The sequence below is a fragment of the Paenibacillus sp. ATY16 genome, assembly GCF_003399985.2.
GTDB classification, from domain to species: domain Bacteria; phylum Bacillota; class Bacilli; order Paenibacillales; family Paenibacillaceae; genus Pristimantibacillus; species Pristimantibacillus glycanilyticus.
The window spans coordinates 26,664-42,384 of record NZ_NMOK02000047.1 but is presented as its reverse complement, the minus strand read 5'-3'; the positions used below and the strand labels follow the sequence as shown (position 1 = coordinate 42,384).

At 51.9% G+C, this 15,721-nt stretch carries 15 protein-coding genes and 1 riboswitch; of the genes, 9 read left to right on the top strand and 6 right to left on the bottom strand.

The window, feature by feature from the left end; all coding sequences use genetic code 11:
* Window positions 1-46 precede the first annotated feature (46 nt).
* A complete protein-coding gene (gene speE, locus CFI03_RS25340) occupies window positions 47-874 on the bottom strand; it encodes a polyamine aminopropyltransferase (protein ID WP_127497841.1) in 828 nt (275 codons plus the stop codon).
* A 151-nt stretch (window positions 875-1,025) separates the two neighbouring features.
* On the opposite strand from speE, the gene CFI03_RS25335 reads away from it, so the two are divergent.
* The 7 genes from CFI03_RS25335 (at window position 1,026) to CFI03_RS25305 (ending at window position 8,532) form a co-directional block, all read left to right on the top strand.
* Window positions 1,026-3,119 (top strand): transglycosylase domain-containing protein, encoded by a 2,094-nt coding sequence (locus CFI03_RS25335; protein ID WP_248760635.1) that lies wholly within the window; start codon window positions 1,026-1,028, stop codon window positions 3,117-3,119.
* Between the two features lie 127 nt (window positions 3,120-3,246).
* A complete protein-coding gene (locus tag CFI03_RS25330) occupies window positions 3,247-3,555 on the top strand; it encodes a hypothetical protein (protein WP_174806602.1) in 309 nt (102 codons plus the stop codon).
* Window positions 3,556-3,777: 222 nt separating this feature from the next.
* Window positions 3,778-4,731 carry a ubiquinol oxidase subunit II gene (cyoA, locus tag CFI03_RS25325; RefSeq protein ID WP_127497837.1) on the top strand — a complete coding sequence of 318 codons (954 nt, stop codon included), beginning with the start codon at window positions 3,778-3,780 and terminating at the stop codon, window positions 4,729-4,731.
* Between the two features lie 21 nt (window positions 4,732-4,752).
* The gene (locus tag CFI03_RS25320) at window positions 4,753-6,729 is read left to right on the top strand and encodes a cbb3-type cytochrome c oxidase subunit I (protein WP_127497835.1); all 1,977 of its coding nucleotides are present in this window, start codon (window positions 4,753-4,755) and stop codon (window positions 6,727-6,729) included.
* Complete coding sequence (gene cyoC / locus CFI03_RS25315) at window positions 6,730-7,356, top strand: cytochrome o ubiquinol oxidase subunit III (protein ID WP_127497833.1); 627 nt, start codon at window positions 6,730-6,732, stop codon at window positions 7,354-7,356.
* 1 nt (window position 7,357) lies between these two features.
* Window positions 7,358-7,690: a cytochrome o ubiquinol oxidase subunit IV gene (gene cyoD / locus CFI03_RS25310; protein ID WP_127497831.1), complete on the top strand. Its 333-nt coding sequence runs from the start codon at window positions 7,358-7,360 to the stop codon at window positions 7,688-7,690.
* Between the two features lie 119 nt (window positions 7,691-7,809).
* Window positions 7,810-8,532 carry a peptidylprolyl isomerase gene (locus CFI03_RS25305; RefSeq protein ID WP_248760633.1) on the top strand — a complete coding sequence of 241 codons (723 nt, stop codon included), beginning with the start codon at window positions 7,810-7,812 and terminating at the stop codon, window positions 8,530-8,532.
* 50 nt (window positions 8,533-8,582) lie between these two features.
* Here CFI03_RS25305 and CFI03_RS25300 read toward each other — a convergent pair whose 3' ends face one another.
* From CFI03_RS25300 to CFI03_RS25280, 5 genes are all read right to left on the bottom strand, one after another.
* Window positions 8,583-9,215, bottom strand: coding sequence for a hypothetical protein (locus CFI03_RS25300; RefSeq protein ID WP_127497827.1), 633 nt, complete (start codon window positions 9,213-9,215; stop codon window positions 8,583-8,585).
* Window positions 9,212-10,360, bottom strand: coding sequence for a hypothetical protein (locus CFI03_RS25295; RefSeq protein WP_127497825.1), 1,149 nt, complete (start codon window positions 10,358-10,360; stop codon window positions 9,212-9,214). The genes CFI03_RS25300 and CFI03_RS25295 overlap by 4 nt, the downstream gene beginning before the upstream one ends.
* A 33-nt stretch (window positions 10,361-10,393) precedes the next feature.
* Window positions 10,394-10,951 carry a zf-HC2 domain-containing protein gene (locus CFI03_RS25290; RefSeq protein WP_248760632.1) on the bottom strand — a complete coding sequence of 186 codons (558 nt, stop codon included), beginning with the start codon at window positions 10,949-10,951 and terminating at the stop codon, window positions 10,394-10,396.
* The gene (locus CFI03_RS25285; protein WP_248760631.1) at window positions 10,948-11,562 is read right to left on the bottom strand and encodes an RNA polymerase sigma factor; all 615 of its coding nucleotides are present in this window, start codon (window positions 11,560-11,562) and stop codon (window positions 10,948-10,950) included. The genes CFI03_RS25290 and CFI03_RS25285 overlap by 4 nt, the downstream gene beginning before the upstream one ends.
* A gap of 83 nt (window positions 11,563-11,645) precedes the next feature.
* Window positions 11,646-12,167 carry a YwhD family protein gene (locus CFI03_RS25280; protein ID WP_127497819.1) on the bottom strand — a complete coding sequence of 174 codons (522 nt, stop codon included), beginning with the start codon at window positions 12,165-12,167 and terminating at the stop codon, window positions 11,646-11,648.
* A 103-nt stretch (window positions 12,168-12,270) separates the two neighbouring features.
* Between CFI03_RS25280 and CFI03_RS25275 the strand changes: the two genes are divergently transcribed.
* On the top strand, window positions 12,271-14,283 hold the full coding sequence (locus CFI03_RS25275) for a M1 family metallopeptidase (protein ID WP_248760630.1): 2,013 nt from the start codon (window positions 12,271-12,273) through the stop codon (window positions 14,281-14,283).
* 149 nt (window positions 14,284-14,432) lie between these two features.
* On the top strand, window positions 14,433-15,254 hold the full coding sequence (locus CFI03_RS25270; RefSeq protein ID WP_127497815.1) for a hypothetical protein: 822 nt from the start codon (window positions 14,433-14,435) through the stop codon (window positions 15,252-15,254).
* A gap of 310 nt (window positions 15,255-15,564) precedes the next feature.
* A riboswitch (cyclic di-AMP (ydaO/yuaA leader) is annotated at window positions 15,565-15,721 on the top strand.

Below are 15,721 nucleotides of genomic sequence, written 5' to 3'. Positions count from 1 at the left end.
CCGCGGAAGAAGGTCGTCTCTTCGCATGAAACGTTACTATTAAATATTACTTCACGAGATCTTCAACAAATTTAGGCAGAACAAATGCCGCTTTGTGAAGGCGCGGAGTATAGTACTTCGTTGGGATATCAGCGATGGAAGCTTCGTCCACTTCAAGCGGATCGTACTTCTTGCTGCCCATTGTAAAGGTCCACAGTCCGCTTGGGTAAGTCGGAATGTTAGCGCCGTATACGCGAACGATCGGGAATACTTCCTTCACGTCTTTGTTTACGCTTTGAATCAGGTCGGCCTTGAACCAAGGGTTGTCGGTTTGAGCCACGAAGATGCCGTCTTCCTTCAGCGCTTCGTAGATGCCTTGGTAGAAGCCGCGCGTGAACAGGTTAGCCGCTGGGCCAACCGGCTCCGTGGAGTCTACCATGATGACATCGTAAGTATTTTTATGATCATGAATATGCATGAAGCCGTCGTTTACGAGCACTTCAACGCGAGGGTTGTCCAGCTCGCCTGCGATAGTCGGCAGGTATTTCTTCGAATACTCGATAACCTTGCCGTCGATATCAACGAGAACGGCTTTCTTCACTTTCGGATGCTTCATAATTTCACGGATTACGCCGCCGTCGCCGCCGCCTACTACGAGCACATGCTCCGGGTTCGGATGCGTGAAGAGTACCGGATGGGCTACCATTTCGTGATACACGAACTCATCTTTAACCGTAGTCATGACCATACCGTCAAGAACCAGCATGGTGCCGAATTCTTCCGTTTCGATCATATCGAGCTGTTGAAACTCAGTTTGTTCATTTACATACGTCTTTGTAATCTTCGCCGTAATGCCGAAGTTCTCGGTTTGTTTTTCCGTATACCACAATTCCATTTCGATAAATCCCTTCTTTCCGTCAATGGTTCACCATGTATTATAGTAGTTCGGGGCGAAAAATCAACCTTTTCTGCTCGCTTCCATGAATATCGGCCCCCGCGTTTTTCCATACTAAGGAAAAGGTCGTTCTTGCGAAGGGAGCACCATCATGAAGAAGCACCAGATCAGGCCGGGCAAGCCGCGCCGCAAATATGCTTTTCCTATTATAACCGAACGTTTTCTTCCTCATGTTATGAGGTTCAAAAAAAGCCTGCGCTTAACCGCAGCCGTTTCCGCTATTGTCGTGCTTGGCATCGTGTCCATGCTCCTCTATTTAAAGTTTCAATCTCTTCCGGTTACTTCGATTAGCCAATCCTCCCGCATGCTTGATCTGCAGGGGCAGGTAATCGATACGTTCCATACCGGAGAGAATCGCAGCTCCGTACCGCTCAAAGAAATTTCACCTTACCTGGTGGAGGCGACGCTGGCGATCGAAGACCACCGCTTCTACGAGCACAAAGGGTTTGATATGAAAGGAATGGCCCGTGCCGTTCTGGTCAACGTGGAGACCATGTCGGCCAAGCAGGGAGCCAGTACCCTGACGCAGCAGCTTGCCCGCAACCTGTATCTCACTCACGAGAAGACATGGCAGCGCAAGCTGAAGGAAGCCATGTATACGGTCCAGCTGGAGATGAATTACTCCAAGGATGAGATTCTGAGCCTTTACCTGAATCAGATCTATTACGGTCATGGCGCCTACGGAATTGAAGCGGCTTCCCAGCTGTATTTCAAAAAGCATGCTTCGCAGTTATCGCTTGCGGAAAGCGCGATGCTGGCCGGCATTCCGAAGGGACCCAAATACTACTCGCCGTTTATGGATATGAAGAACGCGAAAGACCGGCAGTTGAACATCCTGCATGCCATGACCGAATCCGGCGACATTACGCAGGAGCAAGCCGACGCGGCTTATAAGGAAGTCCTGAACTTCCAGCCGCTAGGTTCCGGCGAGCAGGCGGGCTTTGCTCCCTATTTCCGCGATTATATCCGTTACATAGCCGTCGACAAGCTGGGCATCAATGAGCAGCTATTTAATGAAGGCGGCGTTACGATCTATACCACGCTGGACTCTGCCGCGCAGCGCGCCGCTGAGGATGCCGTCAAGAATGGCCTTGCCGGCAGCGAAGAGCAGCAGGCGGCGCTTGTTTCTATTGACCCGCGCAACGGGTATATAAAAGCAATGGTCGGCGGACGCGACTATAAGACGAATCAGTTCAACCGGGCGCTTGCCGAAACCCGACAGCCCGGATCCTCGTTCAAGCCGGTGCTGTATTTGACGGCGCTGCACAGCGGCTTTATGACGCCGGTCACCCGGTTCAAGAGCGAGCCAACCGTCTTTACCTACGATGAAGGACGAAAAAAGTATGAGCCGCATAACTATAACGACAAATACTTTAACGACTTCATTGATATGCGCACGGCGATTGCGAGCTCGGATAACATCTACGCCGTGAACACCATTATGACGGTGGGCGCCGACCGCGTAATCGAGACGGCACGCAAGCTGGGCATTACAAGCCCGATGAACCCGGTTCCTTCCCTGGCGCTTGGCACCTTCCCGGTTAGTCCGCTTGAGATGGCCTCCGCATTCTCCGTTATCGCAAACGGCGGCGTAAAGGTAGAGCCTGTTGCGATTCTGCGCATCACCGATAAGAACGGACACATTATATATGAAGCGGAGCATCACGAAGAGCAGGTTATTAATCCGGCCGAAGCTTACGTGATGACTAGTCTAATGGAGAGCGTGTTCGAAGGAGGCGGCACGGCTAACCGGGTTTCTTCCATTATTAAAAGACCGGTTGCCGGCAAGACGGGAACCACCTCAACGGATGCTTGGCTGGTCGGCTATACCCCGGAGCTGGCGACCGCCGTTTGGGTAGGGTATGACAAGAACCGCAAGCTAACCGTGACCGAAGCGCACCGCGCTGCTCCAATCTTCGCCCAGTTTACCGAGCAGGCGCTATCTGCCATACCGCCTAAGATCTTTCCGATTCCGGACGGCGTTGTTAACGTATACGTCGATCCGGCGAGCGGCAAACTAGCAGCAGCCACCTGCGCGAGCAAACGGCTTGAGTCCTTTGTGGCGGGCACGGAGCCTACCGAGGTTTGCGGCGGACCTGCGGCGAAAGATGCCCCTGCGGACAACGCGACCAAGGATAACAGCCGAACCTGGTGGAATGATTTGAAGCGCTGGTGGAAGAATTAGCATGTCCTGGAATACAAATTTGTCCGAAATATGATCAAAAAGTGAAATTTCTTTGAACAAACGTCATATACTGTGGTATAGTAGAACCAAGAAGTAAGCACTTACAAACTTTATGGGAGTGTTTCAGATGGCTACGAAAACTGCAACGGTAAGCAATGTAAAGTCGGATTCGGAAGTAACAGCTGCTAGCGTGAAACGTCTTGTTACTCTAATGACTATATTTGCATGGACATGTTTGACAGTAGGCGTTTTGTTATGCCTAATCAAAATCAGCCACTTTAGCGATAAGAATACAACTCTGATGATTGGCGTAGGTTGCCTTGTTGGCAGCGTATTTATTTATACGATCGGCACAGCTATCGGTCTGGTCCATGCAAGAATCCATCAGGCAAAAGAAGACGAACAAAACGATGATCCATCCAATCCGATTTTGTGAAGCCAAATTCGCTTTTAAAAAGCCGCCTTTCCGTCAATATTGACGGGAGGCGGTTTTTTTGTGTTTTATTTCCAAGGAAAAAAGGTACAGTTGTCAATATAGTGAACTTTCTTTTACAGAAAAAAGACGAATTGTTGTCGTAATTGTTAAGCCAGCAGTTATTTTGAGCGACTTCTGCTAATCTTAATGACAAGAAGCAATATTGAGGAGTTGAAACAAATCATGAGAAAGTACATTCGCTTTCTGGTTCCGTTGATGATTATGCTGATAGCCGTTATGCTGTCCGGCTGCAGCGACCAATACGTTGTCCTCGATCCTAAGGGGCCAATCGGCGAATCGCAAAAAGATCTTATCTGGATCACTGTCTGGCTGTGTGCGATCATTCTCGTTCCGGTCCTGATCCTGACTGCGATTATCGTATGGCGTTACCGCGATAAGAAAGATAACAAAGCCGGCTACCAGCCTAACTGGGAGCACAGCACAAAGCTGGAGACCATTTGGTGGGCGATCCCTATCATCATTATCGCTATTCTGGCGACGGTGACGATCAAATACACGTATGATCTTGAACCAAGCAAACCGCTTGAGTCGGCTAAACAGCCGATTACAATCGAAGCAACATCGCTTGACTGGAAATGGCTTTTCACTTATCCGGATGAGGGCATTTCCACCGTTAACTACCTTCAAATTCCGGAGGATACGCCGATTCGCTTCCGCGTAACGGCTGACCAAGCGATGAACTCCTTCTGGATTCCGCAGCTCGGCGGCCAGATTTACGCGATGAGCGGCATGGCTATGACCTTGTATTTGCAAGCTGACGAGGTTGGCGACTTCCTTGGAATGGGCGCAAACTTCACGGGCGAGCAATTCGCGAAAATGACGTTTAACGTCAAATCGACTTCCGATGCGGATTACCGTGCTTGGGTAGACAGCGTGAAACAAACTTCGCCTGCTCTTACCGAAGAAGGCTTCAAAGAGTTGAAGCTGCCGGGTTCGTCCGAGCAACAAACCTTCTCGGCATTCCCTAAAGGCCTGTTCGATCAAGTCGTTATGCAATATGTTGGCCCGAACGGTATTGACGCTCCGAACTCCGGAAAGAAATCAGGACCTGTTCATGATGCAGAGGGTGGGCATGACACGCAGTCGCCTACCACTACTGATGAAGCTAAATCATAATGTAAGGAAAGGAGATGCACTATGTTTAAAGAATTTTGGGATTTCCTGATGAATGACTTTTTCATCACCGGCGATCCGCTCATCCTGGGTGCCCAGGTTTCCATTGGTCTTTCCATGGTAGCGATCGTCATTGCTCTGACTTACTTTAAAAAATGGCGCTGGTTGTGGACCGAATGGCTGACAACCGTCGATCATAAAAAAATCGGTATTATGTACGTTATCGCAGCGCTTCTCATGCTATTCCGCGGGGGCGTCGACGCCCTTCTGATCCGTACTCAGCTTGCCGTACCGCAATTAGAGTTCCTGCATGCAGGTCACTATAATGCGATCTTTACAACCCACGGCGTTATCATGATCTTGTTCATGGCGATGCCTCTTATGTTCGGTTTGTTCAATATCGTTGTGCCGCTCCAGATAGGCGCGCGCGACGTAGCGTTCCCTTACCTGAACTCCCTCAGCTTCTGGCTCTTCTTCTTCGGCGCCATGCTGTTTAACGTATCATTCGTTATCGGGGGTTCGCCTGATGCGGGCTGGCTGGCTTATCCGCCGCTGTCCGAGCTTTCCGGCAGTCCTGGTCTCGGCCAAGACTTCTATATTTGGGGTATTCAGATCTCCGGTATCGGTTCCCTCGCGTCCGGTATCAACTTCGTTGTCACAATCCTGAAGATGCGTGCGCCGGGCATGAAGCTGATGCAAATGCCGATGTTCACCTGGTCCGTATTGTCATCTTCCATTACAATCATGTTCGCATTCCCGATTCTGACGGTTACGCTGTTCCTTCTGTTTATCGACCGTTACTTGGGCGCTCACTTCTTCACGCTTGACGGCGGGGGCAACCCGATGATGTACGTCAACTTGATATGGATGTGGGGTCACCCGGAAGTATATATCGTTATTTTGCCGGCCTTCGGGGTATTCTCGGATGTCGTATCCACCTTCTCGAAGAAAAAACTGTTCGGCTACAAATCCATGGTATTCGCTCTTATGTCGATCAGCTTCTTCTCGTTCTTTACTTGGCTTCACCACTTCTTCACCATGGGCTCCGGCGCCGACGTCAACGCGTTCTTCGCGGTTACGACGATGCTCATAGCGATACCGACCGGTGTAAAAGTGTTCAACTGGCTGTTTACGATGTTCCGAGGAAGGATCACCTTCAGCCAGCCCATGCTCTGGACCATTGCCTTTATACCGTGTTTCGTCGTCGGCGGTATGACGGGGGTTATGCTCTCGGTTGCGCCTGCTGACTTCCAGTTCCATAACAGTTACTTCTTGATTGCGCACTTCCACCAAGTGCTCATCGGCGGCGTTGTATTTGGTTACTTCGCAGGCCTGTACTACTGGTGGCCAAAAATGTTCGGCTTCAAGCTGCACGACGGCCTTGGCAAATGGGCGTTCTGGCTTTGGAATATCGGCTTCTATGTCTGCTTCATGCCGCAGTACGCGCTTGGTCTGATGGGTATGACGCGTCGTTTCAACGAATACAACTTCGACCTTGGCTGGCAGCCGCTTAACATCGTTTCGACGGTGGGCGCCTTCATCATGGGTCTCGGCTTTATTTTCCAAGTGTGGCAAATTGCGCACAGCATCAAGTTCCTGAAGAAAGAAAAATCCGGAGACGCATGGGGCGAAGGCCGTACGCTCGAATGGTCGATTCCATCGCCGGCTCCAATGTACAACTTCGCGCATCTTCCCGAGGTTACAAGCTCGGATGAATGGTGGGAAGAGAAACAGCGCCGTGCGAAAGGTATTCAGCCTAAAGCGCCTGGTCCGCTGGAACCGATTCATATGCCGAAAAACTCGGGTATTCCGTTCATTATGTCTGTGTTCTTCTTCATCGCCGGCTTTGGCTTTGTATGGCACTGGACTTGGATGATCGTTCCTGGCCTGATCGGCGTTGCTTGCTGCCTGTTCGCCCGTTCCTTCGATTACGACCCGGATTATTACATTCCGGTTGACGAGATTGAACGTACGGAAGCAGCATTAAAGGGGGTACGGTAAATGGCACACACAGTGACGCCTCATGGCGGCCATGGTCATAACGATCACGGCCACCATGATGATCATCACGATCATGAATCGATTAAGGTTCTTGGCTTCTGGATGTTTCTTATAACCGACGTTATCTTGTTCGGTACGCTGTTCGCGACGTTCTCCGTCCTGCACAACAGCACAAACGGCGGTCCTACGCCGCATGAGATGTTCGAAATGCCTGGCGTAATCGCCGAAACGTTTATCTTGTTAACATCAAGCTTCACCAGCGGTATCGCTGTTCTTCAAATGCACAAGGGCAACAAAAAAGGCCTGATCGGCTGGCTGATCATTACGGCGCTTCTCGGCGCATCGTTTATTTTCCTTGAAGTATCCGAGTTTATCAAAATGGTGGACGAAGGCGTTACGATCGGTACAAGCGGTTACTGGTCCGCATTCTTCACCCTGGTAGGAACTCACGGACTTCACGTTTCGGTTGGTCTTTGCTGGATGGTCGGCCTGATGATTCAGATCGGCAAACACGGTATCAATTCGGTTACCAAACGCAAAGTTACCATTGTAAGCTTGTACTGGCACTTTCTTGACGTTGTGTGGATCTTCGTCCTCACGGTCGTTTACTTGATGGGGGTGATGTAGGATGGCCAACCATAACACGCATGGACACGGGCATGACGAGCATGAATCCCATGGCTCGATGAAATCCTATGTCATCGGTTTTGTTATCTCCATTGTGCTTACGATTCTGCCGCTTGTTGTCGTATTGAACGATTTGATGGACAAAACGCCAACTTTGATCTTTATTCTGATCATGGCGGTATTGCAGTTCGTCGTTCAGCTCTTCTTCTTCATGCATCTTCGCGAAGAGAAGAAACCGCGCTACAACGTTATGGCGCTTATCTTCGGTCTTGTCATCCTGGTCACGATCATTGCAGGCTCGATCTGGATTATGGCTTACAACACCGTAGGTTAAAAAGCAAGAAGCCCGGGTCTTCTCCTTCGAGAAGCGCCGGGCTTTTTTTCATTCCGAACGCTATGGTATGATTACGTGTAGAACGATAGGACAACACCCTCAGAGGAGGCATTCTTACGATGTTTAAACGCAATATGCGTCTGCCTGTGCTTGTACTGCTTACGGCAGCGCTGCTGCTCGTCATTGCCGGCTGCGGCGGCAGCAAGACCAGCTCCAACAATAACGGCACAAGCGGCTCCGGGGCCGCTAACGCAACGGCAACGCCGGAAGCAACAGAGCCGCCTCAGCCGGACAAGCTGCTTGGCTCCGACAAGCATCCGGTCGTAACAATCGAGATGGATAACGGAAAGACCTTCAAGGTTGAGCTGTACCCGGAGATTGCTCCAAATACCGTCAACAACTTCGTTTCGCTTGTGAAAAAAGGCTTCTATGACGGCACGATCTTTCATCGCGTCATCCCCGGCTTTATGATTCAGGGCGGCGATCCCGAAGGCACGGGCATGGGAGGCCCTGGCTACGGCATTAAGGGCGAGTTCATGAGCAACGGCTTCCAGAACGATCTGCTCCATACGCGCGGCGTCATTTCCATGGCACGCTCCGGAGATCCCGATTCCGCAGGCTCCCAGTTCTTCGTCATGGTTGCCGATGCACCGTCGCTCGACGGCGATTACGCGGCATTTGGCAAAGTAACCGAAGGCATGGACACGGTGGATGAGATCGTCAACCAGGAAACCGAGAAGACGGGCGAAGGCTCCCGTCCGGTTAAGCCGATGGCGATTAAGAAAGCGACTGTCGATACAAAAGGCATGACCTTTGCCGAGCCTGAAAAGGTGAATAAATGATAGAAGGCAGTTCCTCGCAACAAATGAGGAACTGCCTTTTTTCAACCGTATTAGAAACCCCGCTTCTCTACCTCTATCTCCTGCGGCAGAACAAGCGTCAGCTCCTGATTGATGTTCTCCGAACCAATAGATCCATCCTTATGCTCGAAGCTATTAATAAGTACGTACATGGTGCTGCCTACTGTGCTAGTGGCAACCATCCTCTCCGGCTGCTTGAGCGGCTTGGGCGCCCAGTACTGCACTTGCCCGAGAAGCTGCACGGCGCGAACCTCTCCTTGGTCGAGCTGGATCGGACGTAGCGACTGCACAACGATCTTCTTGATACCGTCCGGTACCTTTACCGGATCCGATTGCACGATAGCCGTACGCTCCGTCATTTGCAGCTGGTCCCGTACTTCCCCAAGCAATCCCGTCGAAGTAAAAGACGCCATAAGCAGGCTGCCCGCCCCGATAACCGCCACGTAGAACATACTCATCCAGTCGTAACGCATAACCGGCCGTTCCTTCCCCGACAGCTTGAGGTGAAGGAGAAGCTCCGCTCCAAGCAGGATAAATACGACGGGCGCTACCCATAGCAGCGTATTCAGCGCATCTGTACCGCTCCAAATCGATATGGCAATGGAAACGCCGATTAGGAGCAGCGTAATGCCCATAGACAGCGAACCTACCCGCCATTCTCTCATCGGTCTCCCTCCTCTTCTCTCATCATCTCCGCGGGATGAGGCGGAAGAGGAGCCGGTGCCGAGTAGGATTTTCTGCTGCCGCTGCCAAACACTAGCCGGAAGCCGAGAGCAATCATCAGGAAAGCGACAATGGCGGTTGGCAGATTATATTTCAATTTTACATACTCCGCATAGATTCCCGGCCATGTCTGCGAGATATAGCCGCCCATTACCCGGTCACCCAAATAATAAATGCCGAGCAGCAAAAGGCCAATCCCGATCCACTTCTGATAAGGAGCAAGTTGAGCGACTACCGCTTCGTCATGAAGCTCGCCTCTTTCGTATCGCGACATCTGCTGCATGGAATCGAAGAAGGCATAGAACCAGAGCAGCGGCATCAGGAACAAGAAAATCGACAGCCGCAGAGAATCCATCAAATAGATGGCGATAAGAAAACCGCCCATCAGCTGAAGGCCCCGTTTCTGCAAGCCCAAATACAGATGCCCCGCTCCCGGGAAAAGCGACAGGATTGCGGCAAGCACTTTATTTTTCCGGCCGGTTCCCATATGGTTCTCGATCTCCTCGAACAGCGGACGGTCGCTAAGCTCCTCTCCGCGCTGCTTCCTGTGAAGCTGCTGAATCGCATCAAAGATGCTGTAAATCCAGATCACCGGCAGCCCCAGCAGAAATACCAGAAAAGCGGCGGTATTCGTCACGACACCGATAAATACCACAACCGCGAACAGGCCAAGGAAAGCAACCAGGAATGTAATGCCGCGCTGCATGAGGCCAAGCGACATATGGCCAAGACCCGGTATAAGCGAGAGCATGACGGTGCTTGTCTTTTCCCGTTGCTGCTCGTAAGCCATGTAGCCCGGATCAAACGGGATATCTCCCCGCTCGCTGTAAGGCGCCGCAGGCGGCTTTGGAGACAGCAGCGTCACGACCATATCGATCATATTAATAAGCCAGCTAAGCGCGGCCGTGAATAAGAAGAATAGGCCAATATCTCCCCCGTCCCCGGATTGCACAGCAATAAATAAAAGCATTAAGGAGCCAAAGAACCCTCCTCCATACAGCAGGCAGCGAAACGGACGCCCCAGATAGGCATGCCCGACGCCCGGAATAAAGGATAGCAATAAAGCGACTATCGGATTTTTTGACATTTCGTCTTCCCTCTCCCCTATCATCATTCTTCCTTATTTAAAACGGTCATTCTCCAGCTTATCGAACCAGGAGGAGGTACGCGTGACCATCCGGTCGGACCACGTTGGACCTTGCGGCGGTTGTTCGGCGTCCTTCTCGATGGTTTGCTCTGTATTGGCGGAATGGGAGTCCATCTCCCCCAGCTTAGCCGAAAGCCCGCTAAACGTCCCTGTGCCAAGCAGCAGCAGCGTAATGGCCGCTGCGGCGGTAAAGTGAACAACGGGACGCTGAAGGAAAGACTGGCGGCGGGCAGGCTCCGCCCGCATAACCGGATTCTTTCTCGCCGACTCGGCGAGCAGAATACCAACAACCCGCTTCCCCATCTTTTTCATATCCGGAATGACGGCCCTTGCCTCAGCCGTTCCATCGGATGCCGGATCCGATTCCCGAGCCTCCGATGCCTCTATCGCATTCATAAAAAGCACCATACACGGCTCGCATGCCGCGATATGCAGCTCGATCTCCTCCCTCTCAGGTTCAGCGAGTTCATCATGGATATAAGCGGTCAGGTCTGCCGCCGTCACATGTTCCTTCCACTCCTGCTCATTCATTCGAAGTCCTCCTTCCGCCAATGCCGCTTGATCCAGTTACGTGCCCGGTAGAGCCTCGACTCAACGCTTTTTTTCTCAAGTCCGGTCTGAACCGCGATCTCCTCGTACGATTTGTTCTCCATATAATAAGCGGTCACGACTTCCCGATAATTGTCCGGCAGCTGCTCCACCTGCTCGCGCACCTGCCGCTGCTCTTCGCGGTCTATAACCGCCGTCTCAACGGCCAGCCCGCGTTCCGTAATCATCCCTTCCGCCTCAAGCCCCGTCAAGCTCTCCACCAGCTCCTCGGGCTTGCGCATCCGGCTTCTCTTCCAATCAATCGCCTTATTGACGGCTATGCGGGTAATCCACGTCTTGAAGCCGTCCATTCGGAACTCCGGGAGGGAGCGATAGATTTGCAGCAGCGCTTCCTGCGTCACGTCCTCCGCATCATGCGGCGAACGGATGACAGCAAACACGGTTCGATAGATATAAGGCCCATATTCGTCTACAAAAATCTGAAACGCCGCAGGACCGCCGTTCTTGATGGCCGTGATCCATTGTTCGTCTTGTATCTCGCTCTCCTCCCTTCCCGCTATAATAGACGAGAGCTGCGCTCTCCACCCCTGCACATCTTCAAAAAAAAGTTTTCAAGAAAAAAACCGGGGATCGCGCGGCCATCCGCCTTACGATCCCCGGTTATTGAATTCATTGCTTACGCCAAAGCTTCCTTAAGCTCTTCCGGCGAATTATTCCACCATTCTTCATTATGTTCGGCCAGAAGCTTGCGGTAAGCCGCTTTCTCTTCCGCATCCAGCTCTTCAAGCTTGTACTTGCGTTTAATCGCGGCATCCAGCTTGTTCACATGATCGGCGAGAATTTTCCAGCCGCGGCGCGCTTCGGTATCGATCCACATCTCGCAGGCCGTAGCCCCAGCATAATATGAACCTGTTTCGCCCCGTTCAACGGCAGTCCATACGATCCAGCATTTGCGGCCGTTCGGGCAGTCTTCTTTATTCGGACTGAACTTGATGCCCCGCTCCACCTTGCTCTTCGCATGCATCGCCCCGTCATCGATATAGGCTACGCCATTATCAATAATAACGCAGGATACTGCACTTAAATCTATCGTTCCGGCTCCAAAGCCTTTATGTTGTTTGTTGCTGACTACGTTAAGAGAGAGGGACTTCTTCTCTTTTTTTTCCGGCTCTGCCGGCTGTCCTTGCTGTTCCGTCATCGCTCTTCCACCTTCCCCGTACAATAATTCCATTTTAGCTAATAATCCGCGAAAAGCAAACATATACATGCTGTAGATGCTTGTCACGGGAGGGAATTGTATCATGTCTCCACGCTACGTCAAACGATTGTTGCTGTTTACGCTTACCGCCGTCCTGCTCGGCCTCTCCATCCAGCAGGGCTTCGGCCGCGCTTGGCAATCCCAATATACCTATGCTCTCGCCCCTGCCGCCAAAGCAGCGACCGATTCTGCGCCAAAATCGGCCAAGCCGCCTGCCTCGTCCCAACCTGACGCTGACAATGTGGCTCCTAAACCGCAGGCGCTTAGCAAGCGGATCACCGAGTACCATATCAACGTATCGCTTCGCGACGATATCCGGTATCTCGACGGCCAGCAGACCGTCACCTGGACGAACCCCGGCAAAAAGACGGTGTCCGAGCTTTATTTCCACCTCTATCCGAACGCCTTCATGTCGGACAAAACCACGTTTATGAAGGAATCCGGCGGAAAGCTGCGCTCGGATAAAGCAACCGAAGCAAGCCAGGGCTACATGAAGCTGCTTACGCTGGAGACGACGGAAGGAGAAAGCCTGCTTCCGCGGCTGCATTATGTTCAGCCCGATGACAACAATCCGAATGACTTTACGCTGGCCAAGCTAAAACTGCCCGAACCGGTTGCCCCCGGCAAGTCGGTTACCCTCGAGATGGGCTTTGAGGTGAAGCTGCCCGAAGTATTCGCGCGCATGGGCTACTCCGGCAATTACGTGATGGCGGGCCAATGGTTCCCTAAGCTGGCCGTGTACGAGACAGCGGGGACAAGAGGCCGTACCACAGAAGGCTGGAACACGCATCAGTACCACGGCAACTCCGAGTTTTACAGCGACTTCGGCATTTATTCCGTCCGCATTCAAGTGCCGGAATCCTATACCGTTGCAGCAACGGGCTTTCAGACGAAGGCAGTAGAGAAAAAGGGCAACCGGGCATTCTATCAGTTCTACGCCGATGACGTGCATGACTTCGCCTGGGCCGCATCTCCGGACTTTATCTATTATGAAGACACGTTATCCGGCCCCGGCATTCCGGGTGTGCGCATAAAGCTGTATCTGGATCCCGCGCATGAGGAATTGAAGGACCGGTATATGCATGCCGCCAAATCCGCGCTCTCCAAGTACGGGCAATGGTATGGCGAGTATCCGTACTCGACCTTATCGGTTGTAGTCCCTCCCAAAGGAGCTAACGGCTCCGGCGGAATGGAGTATCCGACACTCGTCACGGCTTTCGCCGCCGAGACGGACAATCCGGGCTACAGTCTCGAGAGGACCGTTGTGCATGAGGTCGGGCATCAATACTGGTACGGCATGGTAGCCTCTAATGAATTCGAAGAAGCCTGGCTCGACGAAGGCTTTACAAGCTATGCGGAAGACAAGGTTATGGCCAGCGAATACGGCATCGAAGCCAACCTTCCGCTGGAAGCGAGCTATATGACGGCCCCCGCTCCGCTCAAGCAGCCATCCTGGGCATATCCGAGCAATAACGTCTATGCTGAAAATGTGTACATGCGGGCAAAGCTTGTGCTAATTGGCATCGAGAAGCAGGTCGGCGAGAAAATGATGCAGAAGATTATGCGAACCTACTTCCAGAAATATAAGTTCAAGCATCCAACCACCACCGACTTCCAGCGCGTTGTCGAGCAGGTTACCAAACAAAAGTGGACCAATTACTTCGACCAATATGTCTACGGCAATCAGATGGCGGACGTATCCGTAGAGTCCATTACTGTCCATCCTGTCGAGCAGGATGGAGCGCGGATGTATGAATCGGTTATCTCTCTTCAGCGCAACGGCGGCTATAACGGTACGGTTCCGGTTGTCCTGAAGTTCAAGGACGGCACCATTGTTCCGAAGTCCTGGGATCCGACGGAGGCTCAAGTTCAGTACAAAGTTGTCCATAGCTCCCCGCTAGAATGGGTAGCTGTCGATCCGCAGCATACAAACGTGCTCGACAATAAGCATATCAACGACTATATGAAGGCCGACTTATCCGAGGTCACGCGTACCCGTTGGAGTCTTGGGGCTTCCAACGTCATTCAAGGTCTGCTCGGATTACTGGGCTGGTGAGAAAACCTCTATCGAAGAATTCGAAGAAGAGCGACCGCGTCTAGAGCTAGGTTTTATCGCAATAAGAATTTGTTCTCCCGGCTTGCTCGAAACTTATACATTCTTATGTGGTAGCTAAGAATTGCTTCGCAATTTTAGGAGGATTAGCCATGAAAAATCATATGAGGCAAGGCTGGCGGCTTACGATCAAGCACTTCTATATCGTTATTCTGCTATTCCTGTACCAGCTGCTATGGGGATTCTTCCTGTACCGGTTTATCGATTCGGTAGTTGCGCCGCTGCTGCGGCGGTTCCCGGATCACTCCCCGTCCAAAGCGGCCGTCCAGCTATTTTTGAGCGAAGCGCAGTTCCAGATTATGAAGACGGACCTGCTTACTCCGTACCTGTGGCTGCTTGGCGGCTTATTCGCCGCAAGAATGCTGCTCTCTCCGCTGTTTAACGCGGGGCTCCTCTACTCCCTGCAGCATGCGACCGATGCGGGAGGAACGCAGTTCCTGCAAGGTATCCGCCGGGCATGGAAGCCGGTTACCCTTCTCTACTGGATCGAGACGATTCTTGCTCTCGCTCCCGCATGGTGGCTGGCGCCAAAGGGGCTTGAAGCGCTGCTTCACAGCCGCTCGATCGGAGCCTTGCTGCAGCAGACCCTTCCTGCCGTAGGTGGCTGGCTGTTATGGGGCATCCTGCTCCATCTGCTGTTCCTGGCCATGCAGCTCGGGGCAACGAGCGGCAAGACCGGCGGCATTTTCCAATCTCTTGGCACAGCAGTCAAGCATCTTCTGCCTTTTGCCGGGTTATCGCTTCTCATGTGGGCGATCGGCTCGGGAATCGGATTGTTTGTCAGCGGCTTCTCCCTCGTATGGGCCGGCTTTATCGCCCTTCTTGTCCACCAAGGCTATCATCTTGTCCGTACCCTTATGAAAGTATGGACTCTAGCCTCCCAATACGACATTTTAAGATCAAAGGAAGTTTAAAATTCTCTCATAATTATAGAAGCAGCCCGCCCTGCGACCTAGTCGCAGCGCGGGTTTTTCGCGTTTTTTCGGGCTCGCTTGTCCGCCATTCTCCAAATAAATCAACATATCGGCTAGCAAAACCACATAGTAAAGAGTTAGTAAATCTTTATAGGGCTTCTCTGCTAGTCTGCGCGCCCTACATGAAGACTATTAACCGCAGGATACAAGCTTTTCCGCTTCCATTAGTCAAAAGGTTGCATGAGAATTATTAGAAATTGCCGTATAGAGGAGGAGATAAACGAAAATTACCGAATAGTTACCAAGTACATAAAACAAACTGCCTAATTCCTTGTACTGGAAACGGGGGAACCACCTCTGGGTGAATTGACTTCGACGTCCGAATGATTCTATCGGCGCCCGAGAAGTCATAGGGATCCTTCAACCGAACCCCACAGCTAACCTCGTCGGCATTGGAAGGAGCTTTA

Coding starts and splice junctions, on each gene's coding strand:
- cyoC (WP_127497833.1), top strand. CDS start 6,730: ATGGCACACACAGTGACGCCTCATGGCGGCCATGGTCATAACGATCAC.
- CFI03_RS25320 (WP_127497835.1), top strand. CDS start 4,753: ATGTTTAAAGAATTTTGGGATTTCCTGATGAATGACTTTTTCATCACC.
- cyoA (WP_127497837.1), top strand. CDS start 3,778: ATGAGAAAGTACATTCGCTTTCTGGTTCCGTTGATGATTATGCTGATA.
- CFI03_RS25290 (WP_248760632.1), bottom strand. CDS start 10,951: ATGAATGAGCAGGAGTGGAAGGAACATGTGACGGCGGCAGACCTGACC.
- CFI03_RS25270 (WP_127497815.1), top strand. CDS start 14,433: ATGAAAAATCATATGAGGCAAGGCTGGCGGCTTACGATCAAGCACTTC.
- CFI03_RS25305 (WP_248760633.1), top strand. CDS start 7,810: ATGTTTAAACGCAATATGCGTCTGCCTGTGCTTGTACTGCTTACGGCA.
- CFI03_RS25275 (WP_248760630.1), top strand. CDS start 12,271: ATGTCTCCACGCTACGTCAAACGATTGTTGCTGTTTACGCTTACCGCC.
- CFI03_RS25330 (WP_174806602.1), top strand. CDS start 3,247: ATGGCTACGAAAACTGCAACGGTAAGCAATGTAAAGTCGGATTCGGAA.
- CFI03_RS25295 (WP_127497825.1), bottom strand. CDS start 10,360: ATGTCAAAAAATCCGATAGTCGCTTTATTGCTATCCTTTATTCCGGGC.
- CFI03_RS25300 (WP_127497827.1), bottom strand. CDS start 9,215: ATGAGAGAATGGCGGGTAGGTTCGCTGTCTATGGGCATTACGCTGCTC.
- CFI03_RS25335 (WP_248760635.1), top strand. CDS start 1,026: ATGAAGAAGCACCAGATCAGGCCGGGCAAGCCGCGCCGCAAATATGCT.
- CFI03_RS25280 (WP_127497819.1), bottom strand. CDS start 12,167: ATGACGGAACAGCAAGGACAGCCGGCAGAGCCGGAAAAAAAAGAGAAG.
- speE (WP_127497841.1), bottom strand. CDS start 874: ATGGAATTGTGGTATACGGAAAAACAAACCGAGAACTTCGGCATTACG.
- cyoD (WP_127497831.1), top strand. CDS start 7,358: ATGGCCAACCATAACACGCATGGACACGGGCATGACGAGCATGAATCC.